This window comes from Sphingobium naphthae, assembly GCF_043589935.1.
Taxonomy (GTDB): domain Bacteria; phylum Pseudomonadota; class Alphaproteobacteria; order Sphingomonadales; family Sphingomonadaceae; genus Sphingobium; species Sphingobium naphthae_A.
On sequence record NZ_CP171454.1, the window covers coordinates 1,591,947 to 1,608,401 of the forward strand.

14 protein-coding genes and 1 riboswitch are annotated in these 16,455 nt (G+C 67.2%); of the genes, 7 read left to right on the plus strand and 7 right to left on the minus strand.

Translation table 11 applies throughout. From position 1 onward, the window contains the following. Window positions 1-35 precede the first annotated feature (35 nt). The 7 genes from ACGGKE_RS07915 to ACGGKE_RS07945 all read left to right on the plus strand — a co-directional run bounded on the left by ACGGKE_RS07915 (window position 36) and on the right by ACGGKE_RS07945 (window position 8,765). Window positions 36-1,064, plus strand: a complete 1,029-nt coding sequence (locus ACGGKE_RS07915) for a polyprenyl synthetase family protein (protein WP_228165583.1) — start codon at window positions 36-38, stop codon at window positions 1,062-1,064. A gap of 138 nt (window positions 1,065-1,202) precedes the next feature. Continuing rightward, on the plus strand, window positions 1,203-1,982 hold the full coding sequence (locus ACGGKE_RS07920) for a TSUP family transporter (RefSeq protein ID WP_394436775.1): 780 nt from the start codon (window positions 1,203-1,205) through the stop codon (window positions 1,980-1,982). A gap of 45 nt (window positions 1,983-2,027) precedes the next feature. Then, complete coding sequence (gene hrpB / locus ACGGKE_RS07925) at window positions 2,028-4,544, plus strand: ATP-dependent helicase HrpB (protein ID WP_394436777.1); 2,517 nt, start codon at window positions 2,028-2,030, stop codon at window positions 4,542-4,544. A 55-nt stretch (window positions 4,545-4,599) separates the two neighbouring features. Further along, window positions 4,600-4,878, plus strand: a complete 279-nt coding sequence (locus tag ACGGKE_RS07930; RefSeq protein ID WP_394436779.1) for an ETC complex I subunit — start codon at window positions 4,600-4,602, stop codon at window positions 4,876-4,878. 119 nt (window positions 4,879-4,997) lie between these two features. Continuing rightward, complete coding sequence (locus ACGGKE_RS07935; RefSeq protein ID WP_228165579.1) at window positions 4,998-5,243, plus strand: acyl carrier protein; 246 nt, start codon at window positions 4,998-5,000, stop codon at window positions 5,241-5,243. 136 nt (window positions 5,244-5,379) lie between these two features. Continuing rightward, window positions 5,380-6,642 carry a serine palmitoyltransferase gene (spt, locus tag ACGGKE_RS07940; RefSeq protein WP_394436782.1) on the plus strand — a complete coding sequence of 421 codons (1,263 nt, stop codon included), beginning with the start codon at window positions 5,380-5,382 and terminating at the stop codon, window positions 6,640-6,642. Between the two features lie 119 nt (window positions 6,643-6,761). Beyond that, window positions 6,762-8,765: an ATP-binding protein gene (locus tag ACGGKE_RS07945; protein WP_394436784.1), complete on the plus strand. Its 2,004-nt coding sequence runs from the start codon at window positions 6,762-6,764 to the stop codon at window positions 8,763-8,765. Here ACGGKE_RS07945 and ACGGKE_RS07950 read toward each other — a convergent pair. From ACGGKE_RS07950 to ACGGKE_RS07980, 7 genes are all read right to left on the minus strand, one after another. After that, complete coding sequence (locus ACGGKE_RS07950; RefSeq protein ID WP_394436786.1) at window positions 8,722-9,600, minus strand: hypothetical protein; 879 nt, start codon at window positions 9,598-9,600, stop codon at window positions 8,722-8,724. The genes ACGGKE_RS07945 and ACGGKE_RS07950 overlap by 44 nt on opposite strands. A gap of 102 nt (window positions 9,601-9,702) precedes the next feature. Continuing rightward, window positions 9,703-10,335, minus strand: a complete 633-nt coding sequence (locus ACGGKE_RS07955) for a DUF938 domain-containing protein (protein ID WP_394436788.1) — start codon at window positions 10,333-10,335, stop codon at window positions 9,703-9,705. Further along, window positions 10,332-11,906, minus strand: a complete 1,575-nt coding sequence (gene gcvPB, locus ACGGKE_RS07960) for an aminomethyl-transferring glycine dehydrogenase subunit GcvPB (RefSeq protein WP_394436790.1) — start codon at window positions 11,904-11,906, stop codon at window positions 10,332-10,334. Before gcvPB ends, ACGGKE_RS07955 begins: the two co-directional genes overlap by 4 nt. Further along, entirely contained in the window at window positions 11,903-13,261 is a 1,359-nt protein-coding gene (gcvPA, locus tag ACGGKE_RS07965; RefSeq protein WP_394436792.1) for an aminomethyl-transferring glycine dehydrogenase subunit GcvPA, read from the minus strand. The genes gcvPB and gcvPA overlap by 4 nt, the downstream gene beginning before the upstream one ends. A 154-nt stretch (window positions 13,262-13,415) precedes the next feature. Further along, window positions 13,416-13,787, minus strand: a complete 372-nt coding sequence (gcvH, locus tag ACGGKE_RS07970) for a glycine cleavage system protein GcvH (RefSeq protein WP_394436794.1) — start codon at window positions 13,785-13,787, stop codon at window positions 13,416-13,418. A 29-nt stretch (window positions 13,788-13,816) separates the two neighbouring features. Beyond that, window positions 13,817-14,968 carry a glycine cleavage system aminomethyltransferase GcvT gene (gene gcvT / locus ACGGKE_RS07975; protein WP_394436796.1) on the minus strand — a complete coding sequence of 384 codons (1,152 nt, stop codon included), beginning with the start codon at window positions 14,966-14,968 and terminating at the stop codon, window positions 13,817-13,819. Window positions 14,969-15,136: 168 nt separating this feature from the next. Beyond that, window positions 15,137-15,236, minus strand: a riboswitch (glycine riboswitch). 54 nt (window positions 15,237-15,290) lie between these two features. Next, window positions 15,291-16,451 carry a deoxyguanosinetriphosphate triphosphohydrolase gene (locus ACGGKE_RS07980; protein ID WP_394436798.1) on the minus strand — a complete coding sequence of 387 codons (1,161 nt, stop codon included), beginning with the start codon at window positions 16,449-16,451 and terminating at the stop codon, window positions 15,291-15,293. Window positions 16,452-16,455 lie beyond the last annotated feature (4 nt).

A 16,455-nucleotide genomic window follows, 5' to 3' on the forward strand; every position in this document is an offset into this window, starting at 1 on the left:
CCTTTGCTCTTTTGCACCGCCACATGAACCGGGTCATGACAGCACCCGCCCCCGGTAACGTCCACCCGATCGGCCGCGCGACCGCCGCGCCGTCGCTTGACCCCATCATGAATCTGGTCGCCGATGGCATGAACCAGGTCAACAGCGTGATCCTGGACCGGATGCAGTCGCGCATTCCGCTGATCCCGGAGCTGGCGGGGCACCTGATCGCCGGCGGCGGCAAGCGGCTGCGGCCGATGCTCACCCTCGCCTGCGCGGACCTGGTCGGCTATGCCGGCGCGCGTCACTACAAGCTTGCCGCCGCGGTCGAGTTCATCCACACCGCGACGCTGCTGCACGACGATGTGGTCGACGGATCGGGGATGCGCCGCGGCCGCAAGACCGCCAACATCATCTGGGGCAACAGCGCCAGCGTTCTGGTCGGCGACTTCCTCTTCTCCCGCTCCTTCGAACTGATGGTCGAGGCGGAATCGCTCAAGGTGCTCAAGATCCTGTCCGGCGCATCGGCCGTGATCGCCGAAGGCGAGGTCAATCAGCTGACCGCGCAGCGCAAGATCGACACGAGCGAAGAACAATATCTCGACATCATCGGCGCCAAGACCGCCGCCCTGTTCGCCGCCGCCTGCCGCATTTCCGCCGTGGTCGCGGACCGGGACGAAAAGGAGGAGCAGGCGCTCGACGTCTATGGCCGCAACCTGGGAATCGCCTTCCAGCTGATCGACGACGCGATCGATTATGAATCGGACGAAGCGACGATGGGCAAGGATGCGGGCGACGATTTCCGCGATGGCAAGGTGACGCTGCCCGTCATCCTCGCTTATGCGCGGGGCAGCGACGAGGATCGGGCCTTCTGGAAGGCGGCGATCGCCGGCCATCGCGTCAGCGACGCGGATCTGGCCCATGCCACGGGCCTGCTGCGCCAGACCGGCGCCATTGCCGACACGCTCGCCCGCGCGCGCCATTATGGGCAGCGCGCCATCGACGCGCTGGGCATGTTCGATGCCGGCAAGGCCAAAGCGGCCCTTACCGAAGCGGTCGAATTCGCTATAGCGCGCGCCTATTGAGGGGGACGGACACTCCGTTCCCTGTCCGTCCGCTCGGGCCCCGGCCTGCCCTGCCGAAGCCGGTCCCTTTTCCGCTCGCGACAAAGTCCCTCGGCAGGGCGCAAGGGCGAACGGGCATTTTGCTGAACCGGACCCGCCATGATCCTTTCCCCCGACATGCTTGCCTTCCTTGTCGCCGCGGCGCTGATGGCGGGATGCATCGACGCGATGGCGGGCGGCGGCGGCCTCATCACCTTGCCGGCGCTGATGGCGGCGGGCATTCCACCGGTGCAGGCGGTCGCCACCAACAAGCTGCAAAGCTGCTTTGGCACCTTCGGCGCCTGCGTCGCCTATGCCCGGCGCGGCCATATGGACCTGAAAACCTATAAGGGGCCGGTGATCGCCGCCTTCATCGGGTCGGTGGGCGGCGCCTGGCTGCTGCAACGAGTCGATCCATCGATCCTGGCCGGCCTCATGCCCGCGCTGCTGATCGCCATGGCCGCTTATTTCACCTTCTCGCCCAAGCTGGGCGAGACGGATCGCCATGCCCGCGTCGGCATTGCCGGCCTGTCGGGGCTGATCGGCATGATCGGCTTCTACGACGGCTTCTTCGGACCCGGCGCCGGCGCCTTCTACACCACCATCTTCCTGGCGCTGGGCGGGCTGTCGATCCTCCGCGCGACGGCGCAGACCAAGGCCGCCAATTTCGCGAGCAATATTGCGGGGCTTCTGACCATGCTCGCGGGCGGGCATGTGATCTGGGTCGCGGGCCTCGCCATGGCGCTCGGCAGCCTGGTGGGCGGGCAGATCGGCTCGCACCTCGCCATGCGGTTCGGGTCACGGCTCATCAAGCCGCTGCTGGTCGTCATGTCGCTGGCGCTCACCGCCAAGATGCTGCTCGATCCGAAAAATCCCATCCACCTCTATCTCTTCGGATAAGCCGGCCGCTTGCGCACAGCGACGATTGGCGCGAGAGGAAGCGCGATGACCGCGCTTCCCATCCATGCCGTGCTGCCCGATCTGCTCGCCGCCCTGCGCAGCGGCAGCAATGCGGTGCTGGTCGCGCCGCCGGGGGCGGGCAAGACCACGGCGGTGGCGCCAGCGCTGCTGGGCGAACCCTGGTGCACCGGGCAGGTGCTGCTGCTGTCCCCTCGTCGCCTGGCCGCGCGCGCGGCGGCCGAGCGGATTGCCGAATTGTTGGGTGAGCAGCCCGGCGGCCTGGTCGGCTATGCCACGCGGATGGACAGCAAGATGTCGGCCCGCACGCGGCTGCTGGTCCTGACGGAGGGCATTTTCGTGCGCCGCATCCAGGACGATCCGGAACTTGCCGGCGTGTCGGCGGTGCTGTTCGACGAAGTCCATGAACGCAGCCTCGACAGTGATTTCGGCCTGGCGCTGGCGCTCGACGCCCAAGGCGCTTTGCGGCCCGACCTGCGCATCCTGCCAATGTCGGCGACACTGGACGGCGCACGCTTTGCCGATCTGCTCGGCGGCGCGCCGGTGATCGAAAGCGAAGGGCGTATCCAGCCGCTGGACCTGCGCCATATCGGCCGCGCCTCGGAAAAGCGGATCGAGGATGAGATGGCGGCGGCCATCCGCCGGGCGCTCGGCGAAGAGGCCGAGGGCGACCTGCTCGCCTTTCTGCCCGGCGTCGCGGAGATCGAACGCACCGCCGAGCGGATCGAGGGTGCAGCGGCGGAGATCCACAGGCTCCATGGCTCACTCGACCCGGCGGCGCAGCGCGCGGCGATCCGCCCGTCGCGCGAAGGACGGCGCAAGGTGATCCTCGCCACGTCGATCGCCGAAACCAGCCTCACCATCGACGGCGTCCGCATCGTCGTGGATTCGGGCCTAGCGCGGCGACCGCGCTATGATCGCGCAGCCGGAGTCACGCGTCTCGTCACGGAGCGCGCCAGCCAGGCGTCAGCGACACAGCGCGCCGGCCGCGCCGCGCGGCAACGGCCGGGCGTCGCCTATCGCCTCTGGGAAGCCGCGGCGACCGCGGGCATGCCGCCCTTCGACCCGCCGGAGATATTGGAAAGCGATCTGTCCAGCCTGCTGCTGGATTGCGCGCTCTGGGGCGTCAGCGATCCCACGGCATTGCGCTGGCTCGACCCGCCGCCCGCGCCTGCGGTGACGGAAGCGCGCAAGCGCCTGACATTGCTCGACGCGCTGGATGAGGATGGCCGCATCACCGCCCATGGCAAGGCGCTGGCGAAACTGCCTCTCAGCCCGCGCCTCGCCCATATGCTGGTGCGCGCCGGCGAAAGGGGGCTTGGCGATGTCGCCGCCGATGTCGCGGTGCTGCTGGGCGAGCGCGGCATCGGCGGACAGGACATCGACCTGACGCTGCGCCGGCAGCGCTGGCGGCGCGAAAGCGGGAAGCGCGCGGAGGCGGCAAGAGGGCTGGCGAAAAGGTGGGCGTCTCTCATAAAGCCCCCCCCTTTCAAGGGAGGGGTTGGCGTGGGTGCCTCCGCAGGAGGCTCGCTTCACTCGCCCCCCACCCCCGGCCCCTCCCCGGAAGGGAGGGGGGAAAATAGCGTCGGCCTCTGCCTCGCCCTCGCCTTTCCCGATCGGGTGGCCAAGCGCCGCTCCGCCGACGGCGCGGACTGGGCCAGCGTCGGCGGACGGGGCTTCCGGCTCGATCCCGTCTCTCCCCTCGCCCGTGAGGAGTGGTTGGCGGTGGGCGAGGTGCAGGGCAGCGCGGCGGGCGCGCGCATCCTGTCCGCCGCGCCCTTGAGTGAGGCCGACATCCTGGCCCTGTTCGGCCACCGCGTCGCGGAGCATCGCAGCGTCCGCTTCCGGGCCGCTAATGGCGGCGTCGAAGCGCTGCGCGAGCGACGGCTGGGCGCGGTGCGGCTCTCCTCAGGATCGGACGACCGGCCCGATCCCGAGGCCGTGGTCGCTGCGCTGACCGATGGCGTGCGCCAGGGCGGCCTGTCCCTTCTTCCCTGGTCGGATGCCGCCCGGTCCCTGCGCATGCGGGCCGCCTTCGCCGGCATCGACGCCCTGTCCGACCCCATGCTGATCGAGACGCTCGACAACTGGCTGCCGCCGCTGCTTCAGGGCAAGCGCCGCCTGTCGGACATGGATCGCTCGCAATTGTCCGGCGTGCTGGAAGGGCTGATCGGCTGGGACGCCAAGCAGCAGCTCGACCGGCTGGCGCCGCCCGACTTCCGCTCGCCCGCCGGCTCCGCCCATGCCATCGATTATGCGGCCGAGGGCGGCCCGCGGGTCGAACTGCGCGTGCAGGCGCTCTTCGGCCTCGCCGATCATCCGACCGTGGGCAGCGCGCGCATTCCGCTCGTCCTCTCGCTCACGTCGCCGGCAGGTCGTCCGATCCAGACGACGCGCGACCTGCCGGGCTTCTGGGCCGGCAACTGGCGCGATGTTGCCAAGGAAATGCGCGGTCGCTATCCGCGCCATCCCTGGCCCGACGATCCTGCCGCCGCCAACGCGACGCTGCGCACCAAAAAGGCCGACGCCCGCGCCAAGTCTTGACTTGAACGCCGCGGCTGGTGCAACGCACCATGATCTTGAACGGAGTCCCTACGCGATGAGCGCGCGCATCTATCAGATCCAGAAAAACGCCATGCAGTCGGGCAAGGCGCTGACTCACAAATGGGTGCTGGAATTTGCGCAGGCCGAAGCCAAGACGCCCGATCCGCTGACCGGCTGGGCCGGTTCGGGCGATACGCAGAGCCAGGTGAAGCTGACCTTCCCCACACAGGACGCCGCGATTGCCTATGCCGACAAATATGGCATCGCCTACACGCTGATCCCCACTCCGCCCAAGACGCTGAAAATTCAGGCCTACGCCGACAATTTCCGCTAAGCCGCCGATTTTCGCTTGCACATTCGGGCGCGATGCTGCCCGATTGACGCCTTATTCGCTTGCCAAGGGGCGGGCAGAGGCGGCACAAGCCGCGCTTTGACGGAAAGATTTTCACGATAATGACGGATCGCACCGCAATCTTCGACAGCGTCGCCGCGCAGATCGCCCCTTTCAACAAGAAGGGCATCGCGCTGACCGAAAGCACCAGCTTCGCGGGCGACCTGGAGTGGGACAGCCTTACCGTGATGGATTTCGTCGCCGCGATCGAGGATGAGTTCGACATCATCATCACCATGAACATGCAGGCCGAGATCGAAACCGTGGGCCAGCTGGTCGACGCGGTGGCGAAGCTCAAGGCCGCCTGACCCCGACCAAACCCGTTCGTTTCGAGCGGAGGTTCGAGCCTGTCGAGAACCGAAGTCGAGAGGACGGGAAGAATGTTCTCGACTGCCGCATCTCGACGTCGCTCGATGCTGCTCGAACCGAACGGAAGATATGGAAATGACCGACGCAGCCGCAACCGCGAACGACGCGCACACCCCGGCGGAAACGCCCGCCGCGCGCGACCTCTTCTCCAAGTTCGACGCCCTGATCGCCGAGCGCGAGGCGCTGCTGGCGACCGGCGTGCGCGATCCCTTCGCGATCGTGATGGACGAGGTGAAGTCGCCGACCCAGGCGGTCATCAAGGGCAAGGACACGATCCTGCTCGGCACCTATAACTATATGGGCATGACGTTCGACCCCGATGTGGTCGCCGCGGGCAAGAAGGCGCTGGACGATTTCGGCGCCGGCACCACCGGCAGCCGGGTGCTCAACGGCACCTATCAAGGGCACAAGGAAGTCGAGGAAGCGCTCAAGGACTTCTATGGCACCAGCGGCGCCATGGTCTTTTCGACGGGCTATCAGGCCAATCTCGGCATCATCTCGACCCTGGCTGGCAAGGGCGACTATGTCGTGCTGGACGCCGACAGCCATGCGTCCATCTATGACGGCTGTTTCCTCGGCGATGCAGACATCGTCCGCTTCCGCCACAACAGCGTCGAGGATCTGGACAAGCGCCTCGGCCGCCTGCCCGCCGACGCGCTCAAGCTCGTCGTGCTGGAGGGCGTCTATTCGATGCTCGGCGACGTGGCGCCGCTGCCCGAGATGGTCGCGGCCATCCGCAAACATCCCAATTGCATGATCCTGGTCGACGAAGCCCATGGCATGGGCTTTTTCGGGGCCCATGGCCGCGGCGTCTATGAGGAGCAGGGCGTGGAGGCGGATGTCGACTTCGTCGTCGGCACCTTCTCCAAGTCGGTCGGCACGGTCGGCGGCTTCTGCGTGTCCAACCACCCCAAGTTCGAGGTGCTGCGGCTGGTCTGCCGCCCCTATGTCTTCACCGCTTCGCTGCCGCCCAGCGTCGTCGCCACGGCCGCCACCAGCATCCGCAAGCTGATGCATGCCGGTGAGAAGCGCGCGCATCTGTGGAAGAACAGCCAGCGCCTGCACCAGGGACTGACCAACCTCGGCTTCACACTCGGCACGCAGACGCCGCAATCGGCGATCATCGCCGTTATCCTGACCGACCAGACCCAGGCCGTCGCCATGTGGCAGGCGCTGCTGGAACTGGGTCTCTACGTCAACATGGCGCGCCCGCCAGCCACGCCCGCCGGCACCTTCCTGCTGCGCTGTTCGCTGTGCGCCGATCATAGCGACGAGCAGGTCGAGCAGATCATCGGCATGTTCGAAGCGGCAGGGCGCGCGACCGGCGCGATCGGCTGAAGCTTCTTTGCAGGCGGCGGGGCAGACTGCCCTGCACTTGCGATAGATCGCAAGGCGACGCGGGAACTTTTCGCCTGCGATATTTCGCCCTTAACCTTGTTGGGCTAAGGTCAGCGTCAATGGCGGACAGCGATCTTCAGGACCAGCAGACGCAGGGGCGCGGCAGCCGGTGGGCCGCCGCGCTGCGCCGGGCCGTGCCCTGGCTGCTCGTCGTCCTGCTGATCGGCTCGCTCGGCACATTGCTCTACACCGCCAGCAACGCCTCGCGCGATCATGCCCGCGCGCTGGCGGAACAGCAGCGCAGTTTCGAAATCATCGCGCTTGCCCGCGGCTTCGAAGCGCGCATCGCCCGCGCCGAAGTGACGCTGGCCCGCTATGTGATCAGCCTGGAGCCGGACACCGGCCGCCTGTTCCAGGACCAGTGGCGCGGCGCCAGCAGCCAGCTCAAGACGCTCTATTATGCCACGCGCGGCGCCGGCTGGCAGCGCGGCAATGTCGAGGCGCTGCAAAGCGCCTTCGCACAGCGCGGCAAGACGCTGAGCGAGATCGGGCTGCGCACCACCTACGACCAGAAAATGGCCGCGCTCGCCAAATTCCATCAGGCCGGCAAGAGCCAGGACCTCCAGCGCATCACCGCGCTGCTCGACCGCGTCATACAGGCGGAAAATGCGCGGCTGCGCGAACGCAGCCTGGCGGTGTCGCGCGCCGGCGACCGCAGCGAATGGATCGGGCGCACCTGGCGCCTGTTCGGTCTGGTGCTGCTGGTCTGCGTTTTGTTCGCGGCCTGGTTCGCCCATGTCGCTCTGAATGACCGGCGCAACGCCCGGCGCCAGGCGGAGCTGGAGGCGGAACGCGCCGACCGGCTCGACGCCGCCGTGCGCGCCCGCACCGCCGAACTGTCCGACGCCTATGACCAGTTGAAGCGCGAAGCGGCCGAGCGCGCCGCCGCCGAGGACAATCTGCGCCAGATGCAGAAGATGGACGCGATCGGCCAGCTGACCGGCGGCATCGCGCATGACTTCAACAACATGCTGGCTGTTGTGGTCGGCGGGCTGGAACTGGCGCGGCGCAAGCTGCGGCTGAAGCCCGAGGAAGCCTCGCGCCATCTGGACAATGCGATGGAGGGCGCCAATCGCGCGGCCGCCCTTACTCGCCGGCTGCTCGCCTTCGCTCGGTCCGAGCCCCTGCTGCCGAGCGCGATTGATCCGGACCAGCTGCTGTCGGGCATGGCCGACCTGATCGACCGCTCCATTGGCGACCAGATCATCGTCACGTTCGAGCGGGACGCGCAAGGCTGGCAGATTTTCGTCGACCAGCATCAGATGGAAAATGCGATCCTGAACCTGTGCGTCAATGCACGCGACGCCATGGAAGGGCGCGGACGGCTGACGCTGGCGACCGGCCGCGCGACGCTGGCGCAGGGTGAGATCGGCGAATGCGCGCCGGGCGATTATGTCCGGCTGACGGTGACGGATGATGGCTGCGGCATGGCGCCCGATGTCCTGGCGCGCGTGTTCGAACCCTTCTTCACCACCAAGCCGGTCGGCAAGGGCACGGGTCTGGGCCTCAGCCAGATTTTCGGCCTGGTCCGCCAGAGCCAGGGCGAAATCCGCATCGATTCCGAACCCGGCAGGGGCAGCAGTGTCCAGCTGTACCTGCCCCGCTGCGCCGCCCAGGGCGATGCGCAGGCGGCCGATAGCCTGTCGCTGGCGCGCGCGCCGGTGGAGCATCCGCCCACGCGCATCCTGGTGGTGGAGGATGATCCGCGCGTGCTCAACCAGACGATCGCGGCGCTGGGTGAGCTGGGCCATCTGCCGATCGCCTGCGACCATCCGGCCAAGGCGGCCCGGCTGCTGGCGCATAATGGCGACATTGGCCTCATCCTGAGCGACGTGCTGATGCCCGACATGACCGGGCCGGAAATGGTCCGGGCGCTGCCCGCGGCCTACCGCCATCTGCCCGTGCTGTTCGTCACCGGCTATGCCGGCGATGCCAGCGACCAGGCGGATTTCGGCGGCCACCCGGTGCTGCGCAAGCCCTATACGCTGGCGGCGCTCGCCCAGGCGCTGGGCGCGACGCTCAGCGGATCGCACCACCCCGCAACAGCCGCGGCAGCAGAGTGACCGCGCCCAGCAGCGGCCAGCGCCGCTGCCAGGGCTTGATCACGATCCGCGTGCCGGCATGGCGATTGATCTTCCAGGCGAGATAGTCGATCCCGCCGGCATAGGTGAAGCTCGCCTTGGCGAGGCGCAGCACCGACAGCCGCTTGCCCCGCCGTTGCAGCCGGCGCCAGAGAGCGGCGGCATCAACGGGTGACGGCGGCAGGCCATCGGCCAGGGCGGCCTCGCCAAACCGGCGATAGCGGTCGGGATCAGCGTCGACGATCGAAAGCGATCGTCCCGTCCGCTCGGCGCGCAGTTCGGCGCCATAGGTGCAGGTGAAGCCCGCGCGCCACACGTCCAGCACATCGGAGCCATCGCCGGCGACCGGCCGGGCGAGTGACAGAAGCGTCGGGGCAGCCTGCGCCACGGCGGCGTAGGCGCGCTGCCGGGCCAGATCGTCGGACGCCCAGAGCAGGCGCGACGGCTGGGCAAAGCGCGCCCAGATCGACACATTGTCAGCGGCCGGGCTGTTCAGCCGGGCAAAGTCCGCTTCCGACAGCACCGCATATTTGGCGATCAGCCCGCCATGTTCGAATGGAAAGACGTTGGGCGGCACCAGCGCATTGGCGCGCGCGAGCCAACTCTTGCCATAGGCGGCCGGATAGTCGGAGACGATCAGGTAGAAGTCGAGCATCAGCCCGTCGAGATTGGCCTCGCGCAGGCAGGAGCCGTAGAAAAGCACGGCGCGCGCGGCATCGGGATATTTCGCGGCAAGCGCACCTGCCATGGCGGCCGCGCGCGGATCGGCCGGGGCGGCAAGTTCGGCAGTGACGAGGGGGAGGAGTTGGTTGGGCATGGAACTACTATATAGAGGTGCTCCTGCGAAAGCAGGAGCCCAGGATCGCGGGGAACGCTCTGACGCCCTCGGCTCCGGCTTTCACAGGAGCAGATTGCTCTTTCAAGTGCGCCGCCGGAACAGCAACGACAGATTGTTGGCGGGCATTTCGATCAGCTGCTCAAACGCATGCCCTTCCTTCCCGGCCGCCACGACCACATCCTCCACCGCACGCAGGCCCCAGCATGGGTCGCGGGCCTTGAGCGAGGCGTCGAAGGCCAGGTTGCTGGGCGCGGTTTCCACGTCGTCGCGCGTGTAGGGGCCATAGAGATAGAGCAGGCCGCTCGGTACCAGCGCGGCCCCTGCCCCTTTCAGCAGGCCGAGCGTGGCTTCCCATGGGCTGATGTGAATCATGTTGATGCACAGGATCGCATCAGCCTGCGCGATCGGCCAGTCCGCACTCGCATCCAGTTGGAGCGGCGGGCGGAGATTGGGGAGACTCGCCTCCGCGCGCCAAGCCGCGATCGACGCCAGCGCGGCGGGATCGGCATCGGTCGGCTGCCAGTCGAGATGCGGGAATGCGACAGCGAAATGGACAGCATGTTCGCCGCTGCCGCTCGCCACCTCCAGCACCAGGCCGGACGATGGCAGAGCATCTCGCAAGATCGTTACGATAGCGTCACGGTTTCGCAGCGTGGCGGGGGCGTGGCGTCTTTCGCCGGCCGCCCCCGCTTCGCCCGGAACCCAGAGGGTCACTCGGCGGCGTCCGCCAGGTCCGGTTCGCTCCAGCTCAGCACCGGCTTGCGCGCAGCCAGCGTCTCGTCGAGGCGGCGGCGCGGCGCATGATAGGGCGCGCCCTTCAGCGCCTCGTCTCCGGCCTTCGCCCGCTCCGCCAGGCTGCGCAGCGCCAGGATGAACTGGTCGAGCGCCGCCTTGCTTTCGGTTTCGGTCGGTTCGACCAGCATCGCGCCATGGACGACCAGCGGAAAATACATGGTCATCGGGTGGAAGCCCTCGTCGATCAGCCCCTTGGCAATGTCGAGCGTGGTGAAGCCTTCGGCCAGCCCCTTGTCGCTGAACAGCGCCTCATGCATGCATGGGCCGCTGGCGCCGAAGGGCGCGTCGAGCACATCCTCCAGGCTGCGCAGCACATAATTGGCGTTCAGCACCGCATCCTCCGCCACTTGGCGCAGGCCATCCGCGCCATGGGAGAGAATATAGGTCAGCGCGCGCGTGAACATGCCCATCTGACCGTGGAACGCCGACATGCGGCCGAAGCTCTGCGGCATCTCCTCGCCGACATTATCCTCCTCGATCAGGTGGATCGTGCCATCGGCCATGCGCGCGGTGTAAGGCAGCGGGCCGAAGGGCGAGAGCGCTTCGCTCAGCACCACCGGGCCGGAGCCCGGACCGCCGCCGCCATGGGGCGTGGAGAAGGTCTTGTGCAGGTTGATGTGCATGGCATCGACGCCCAGGTCGCCGGGGCGGACCCGGCCGACAATGGCGTTGAAGTTCGCGCCGTCGCAATAGACGAAGGCGCCGGCGGCATGGGCCGCATCGGAAATCACCTTCATGTCGCGTTCGAACAGGCCGCAGGTATTGGGATTGGTGATCATCACCGCTGCGACATCGGGGCCGAGCCGCGCCTTGAGCGCTTCCAGGTCGACGCGGCCATCCGGGGTGGCGGGAATATCCTCGACCTTGTAGCCGCAGAAGGCCGCGGTGGCCGGGTTGGTGCCATGGGCGCTTTCGGGCACCAGCACCACCTGCCGCGCGTCGCCGCGCGCTTCCAGCGCTGCGCGGATGCAGAGCAGGCCGCACAATTCGCCGTGCGCGCCGGCCTTGGGCGTCATCGCGACGCCGTGCATGCCGGTCAGCGTGATGAGCCAGACGGCGAGTTCGTTGATGACGCCCAGCGCGCCCTGCACCGTCGATTGCGGCTGCAGCGGATGGATGTCGGCAAAGCCCGGCATCCGCGCGACTTTCTCGTTCAGACGCGGATTATGCTTCATCGTGCAGGAACCGAGCGGGAACAGGCCAAGGTCGATGGCGTAGTTCTGGCGGCTGAGGCGGGTATAATGCCGCACCGTCTCCTGCTCCGACAGGCCGGGCAGGCCGATGCTGTCGGTGCGGGCCAGCGAACCGAGGCGGCTGGCGACCTGCGGCGCGGCGGCGAAATCCACGCCAGTGGTGTCGGTCGATCCGATCTCGAAGATCAGCTTCTCTTCCAGCATCAGCGCGCGATTGCCAGTGGCGGTAGCGGGGGCCATATGGGCGTCCTCGACAGGCGTGGGAGCGGTGGGGCGGCCTTCCTTGAGCATGGTCATGCCAGTTCCTCCTCCAGAGCCTTGGCCAGGGCCTCAATATCCTCGGCCGTCGTTGTTTCGGTGACCGCGACGACCAGGCCGTTGGCGAGGTCCGGCGCGGTCGGGAAGAGGCGGCCGAGCGATACGCCGGCAAGGATGCCCCGGTCGGCCAGGTTGCGCACCGCTTCCCGCGCATCGGTGGGCAGGATCAGCGTGAATTCGTTGAAGAAGCTGTCGTTCATCAGCGTTACGCCCGGCACCTTGGCTAGCCGGTCGGCTGCCTGGCAGGCCAGCGCGTGGTTGAGGCCGGCCAGCTGGCGCAGCCCCCTCTCGCCCAGCAAGGTCATGTGGATGCTGAACGCCAGCGCGCAAAGGCCGGAGTTGGTGCAGATATTCGATGTCGCCTTTTCACGGCGGATATGCTGCTCGCGGGTGGAGAGCGTCAGCACGAAGCCGCGCTTGCCCGCCGCATCCACCGTCTCGCCGCACAGGCGCCCGGGCATCTGGCGCACATATTTCTGCTTGCACGCGAACAGGCCGAGATAGGGCCCGCCGAACTGGAGGCCGACGCCGAGCGACTGGCCTTCGCCCACGACGATGTCCGCGCCCATGGCGCCCGGCGCTTTGATCGCACCCAGCGCGACGGGCTCGGTCACCACCGCGACCAGCAGCGCGCCGGCCGCATGCGCGGCCTCCGCCAGGGGGGTAAGATCTTCAATTCGGCCGAGAATATCGGGATATTGGACAACAACGCAGCTCGTGTCCTTGTCGATCGCCGCGATCAGCGTGCTGTTGTCGCTTTCGCTGTCCAGTTCCGGCGTCGCATAAGCAAGCTCGTCGCCCGTGAACTTCGCCATCGTCTGCGCGACCGAGACATAATGGGGATGCAGGCCCGACGACAGGATCGCCTTGCCCCGCTTGGTGATGCGCCGCGCCATGCCGATCGCTTCCCAGCAGGCGGTCGACCCGTCATACATGGAGGCGTTGGCGACGTCGCAGCCCAGCAGCCGCGCGACCTGCGTCTGGAATTCGAACAGCACCTGCAGCGTGCCCTGCGCGATTTCGGGCTGGTAGGGCGTATAGGCGGTCAGGAACTCGCCGCGCTGGATCAGATGATCGACGCTGGCGGGAACATGATGCTTGTAGGCGCCCGCGCCCAGGAAGAAGGGCGCTTCCCCTGCCGACAGATTCTGGCGCGCCAGCGCAGCCATGTGCCGCTCGACCGCCAGTTCGCTGGCATGGTCGGGAAGCCCCGGGATGGTGCCGGCCAGCCGGGCTTCGGCGGGCACGTCGACGAACAGGTCGTCGATGGAAGCGGCGCCGATGGTGGCGAGCATCGCCTGCCGGTCGCCGTCGGTAAGGGGTAGGTAGCGCATCTATATCTCCACTCCCCTCCCTTTCAGGGAGGGGCCGGGGGTGGGTGCGATTGCGCGGCAATCGCCGGCAACGCCGTGAGGCCAGGTCGCAAGGCTCGCTTTGCTCGCCACCCACCCCTTCCCCCTCCCTGGAAGGGAGGGGCTTATTCAGGCATCAGAGACTCGCCACGAACTTCTTGTAGGCGGCTTCGTTCATCAGGCCTTCCAGTTCGGTCGCATCGGTCAGGCGCAGCTTGAAAAACCAGCCATCTTCCTCGGCGTCGCTGTTGACCAGCGCGGGCTCGTCCTCCAGCGCGCTGTTGGTTTCGACCACTTCGCCCGAAATCGGCGCATAGACGTCGGACGCGGCCTTGACCGATTCGACCACGGCGGCGTCATCGCCCTTTTCGAACGTGGCGCCTTCGGCGGGCAGTTCGACAAACACGATGTCGCCCAGTTGCTCCTGCGCATAGTCGGTGATGCCGACGGTGGCGATTTCGCCCTCGACATCAATCCATTCATGTTCGTCGGTAAAATAACGGCTCATACAGATACTCCCCTGCGGAGATGATGAAATCAGGCCTTGCGGCGGTACCGGTGCGGAACGAACGGCATCGGCGCGACCGCAGCGGCTATACGCTTGCCGCGCACTTCTATTTCCAGCGCGGTGTCGATCGCGGAATGGGGCGTGCTGACCCAGCCCATGGCGATCGGCGCGCCGACGGTCGGGGCGAAGCCGCCAGACGTGACCGCGCCCACTTCGACTGGACCGGCGTAGATCTTGGCGCCTTCGCGCGCAGGCAGGCGGCCTTCGATGCGCAGCCCGACGCGGCGCGCGCCTGGTCCGTCCGCCAGTTCCTTCATCACGCGCGCATGGCCGATGAAGCCGCCTTCCTCGCGCCGCCGCTTCTGGATCGCAAAGCCGAGATCCGCCGCGATGGTGCTGACGGCTGGCGTCAGGTCATGGCCGTAGAGCGGCAACCCCGCCTCCAGCCGCAGCGAATCGCGCGCGCCAAGGCCGATGGGCTTGACCTGCGGCAGCGCGCAAAGCGCGTCGGCCAGCAGCTTGGCATCCTCGCCCGGAACGCTGATTTCAAAGCCGTCTTCGCCGGTATAGCCCGAGCGGCTGATCCACAGCGGCACGCCGCGCCAGGTGAACAGGCCCGACTGCATGAAGAGAAGGTCGGCGGTTTCGGGAATGAGGCTGGCGAGCGCATCGCCGGCCTGCGGACCCTGAAGCGCCAGCAGCGCCTGCTCGTCCATATGGTTCATGACGACCTCATCGGGCAGATGCTCGATCATCCAGCCGATATCGTCATATTTGGTCGCACCGTTCACGACCATGTAGATGTCGGCGCCGTCGAACGCGCCGTCGCCCAAGCGCGAGACCATCAGGTCGTCGAGAATGCCGCCCTCTTCGTCCAGCAGCATCGAATAGCGCTGACGGAAGGGCTTCAAACCCTTGATGTCGCTGGGCAGCAATTGTTCGAGCGCGGCGTCCACGCCCTCGCCCGAGAAGCTGAGCTGGCCCATATGGCTGACGTCGAACAGACCGGCCTGTTCGCGCACCCAGGCATGTTCGGCCATGATGCCTTCATACTGGATCGGCATGTGATAGCCGGCGAAGCCGACCATGCGCGCGCCCTTGGCACGATGCCAGGCATCGAGCGGCAGATCCTGCAGCGGCAGATCTTCTTCGAGATGGGCGACGTCGTCAGTGCCGGACATGAGCGGCCTCCATGATGAGTGCGTGGCGACAGCGTCATCCTGCCCGATGGGCCGGGTCGCTGCCACCCCCTCTGTCACGGAACCTGAGAGCTTTGACCAGCGGCCTTGCGGCCGACCAGCTTACCCCTTCGGTGGGACGGGCGAGCCGTCCGCTTTCCAGAGTGCCTTGCACATGATGCGGTCCATTGGCCTGAGAGATTCCGGGGCGGTTGCTCCTTCGGCGACGGGGCGGCCTCAAAGGCTTCCCATGCTCTCCCGCATCATGCCCGACGAACGAATCCGCCGGAGACGAGATGCGCATTGCGACAAAGGACGGGGCGCGTCAATCGGCCAGCGCAAGCGCTCCGTAGATTTCCCGATGCCGCTTTTCGGCATAGCGGTCGGTCATGCCGGCGATGAAGTCGGCGATGTGGCGGCTGCGGGTCGGCTCCTCCAGCGCGCACTCGGCGCGCCATTCGGGCGGCATCAGGGCGGGATCATCCTGATAGGCGCGGAACAGGTCGGTGACGATCACCCGCGCGCGGTCGGCGGCCGCCAGCTGGTCGGGATGATGATAGAGGGTCGCATACATGAAGCGCTTGAGCGCCCGCTCCTGCGCGGCCAGTTCGGGCGAGAAACAGACCAGGGTGCGGCCGAGCGCGCGGACATCCGCGACCGTCTGCACCCCTGATTCGGCGATATTCCGCCGCGTGGCGTCTATCAGGTCATTGGCCATCACGCCGATCTGTTCGCGCACCAGTTCGCGCAGCAGCCGATCCTGCGCCACATCGGGATAGCGGGCGCGCACCCGATCCCAGCAGGCGCGCACGAAGGGCACTTCCAGCAGCTGCTCCAGCGTCAGCAGCCCGGCGCGCAGGCCATCGTCAATGTCATGATTGTCATAGGCGATATCGTCGGAGATCGCGGCCAGCTGCGCCTCCAGCGAGGCATGGCTGGCAAGGTCGAGCGGGAACATCGCGTCGAGTTCGCGCATCGCCCAACCGGGTCGATTGATCGGACCATTATGCTTGGCCAGGCCCTCCAGCATTTCCCAGCTGAGATTGAGCCCGCGGAAGCGGGGATAGGGGCTTTCCAGCAGCATCAGCGTGCGCAGCGTATGCGCATTGTGATCGAACCCGCCATGCGCGTCGAGCGCCTGCTCCAGCGCATCCTCGCCGGCATGGCCGAAGGGCGGGTGGCCGATGTCATGGGCCAGGCACAGCGCCTCGGTCAGATCCTCATTGAGGCCCAGCGTGCGCGCGGTGGTGCGGCCGATCTGCGCGACTTCCAGGCTATGGGTCAGGCGGACGCGATAATGATCGCCATCGGGCGACACGAACACCTGCGTCTTGTGGCGCAGGCGGCGAAAGGCGATGGAATGGATGATGCGGTCGCGATCGCGCTGAAACACGTCGCGCGGCCCGCGCATCTCCCCGCCCGGCTCGGGATGGAGGCGGCCGCGGCTGGCGGCGGGATGGCAGGCATAGGAGGCGAGCATCGTCATGCCC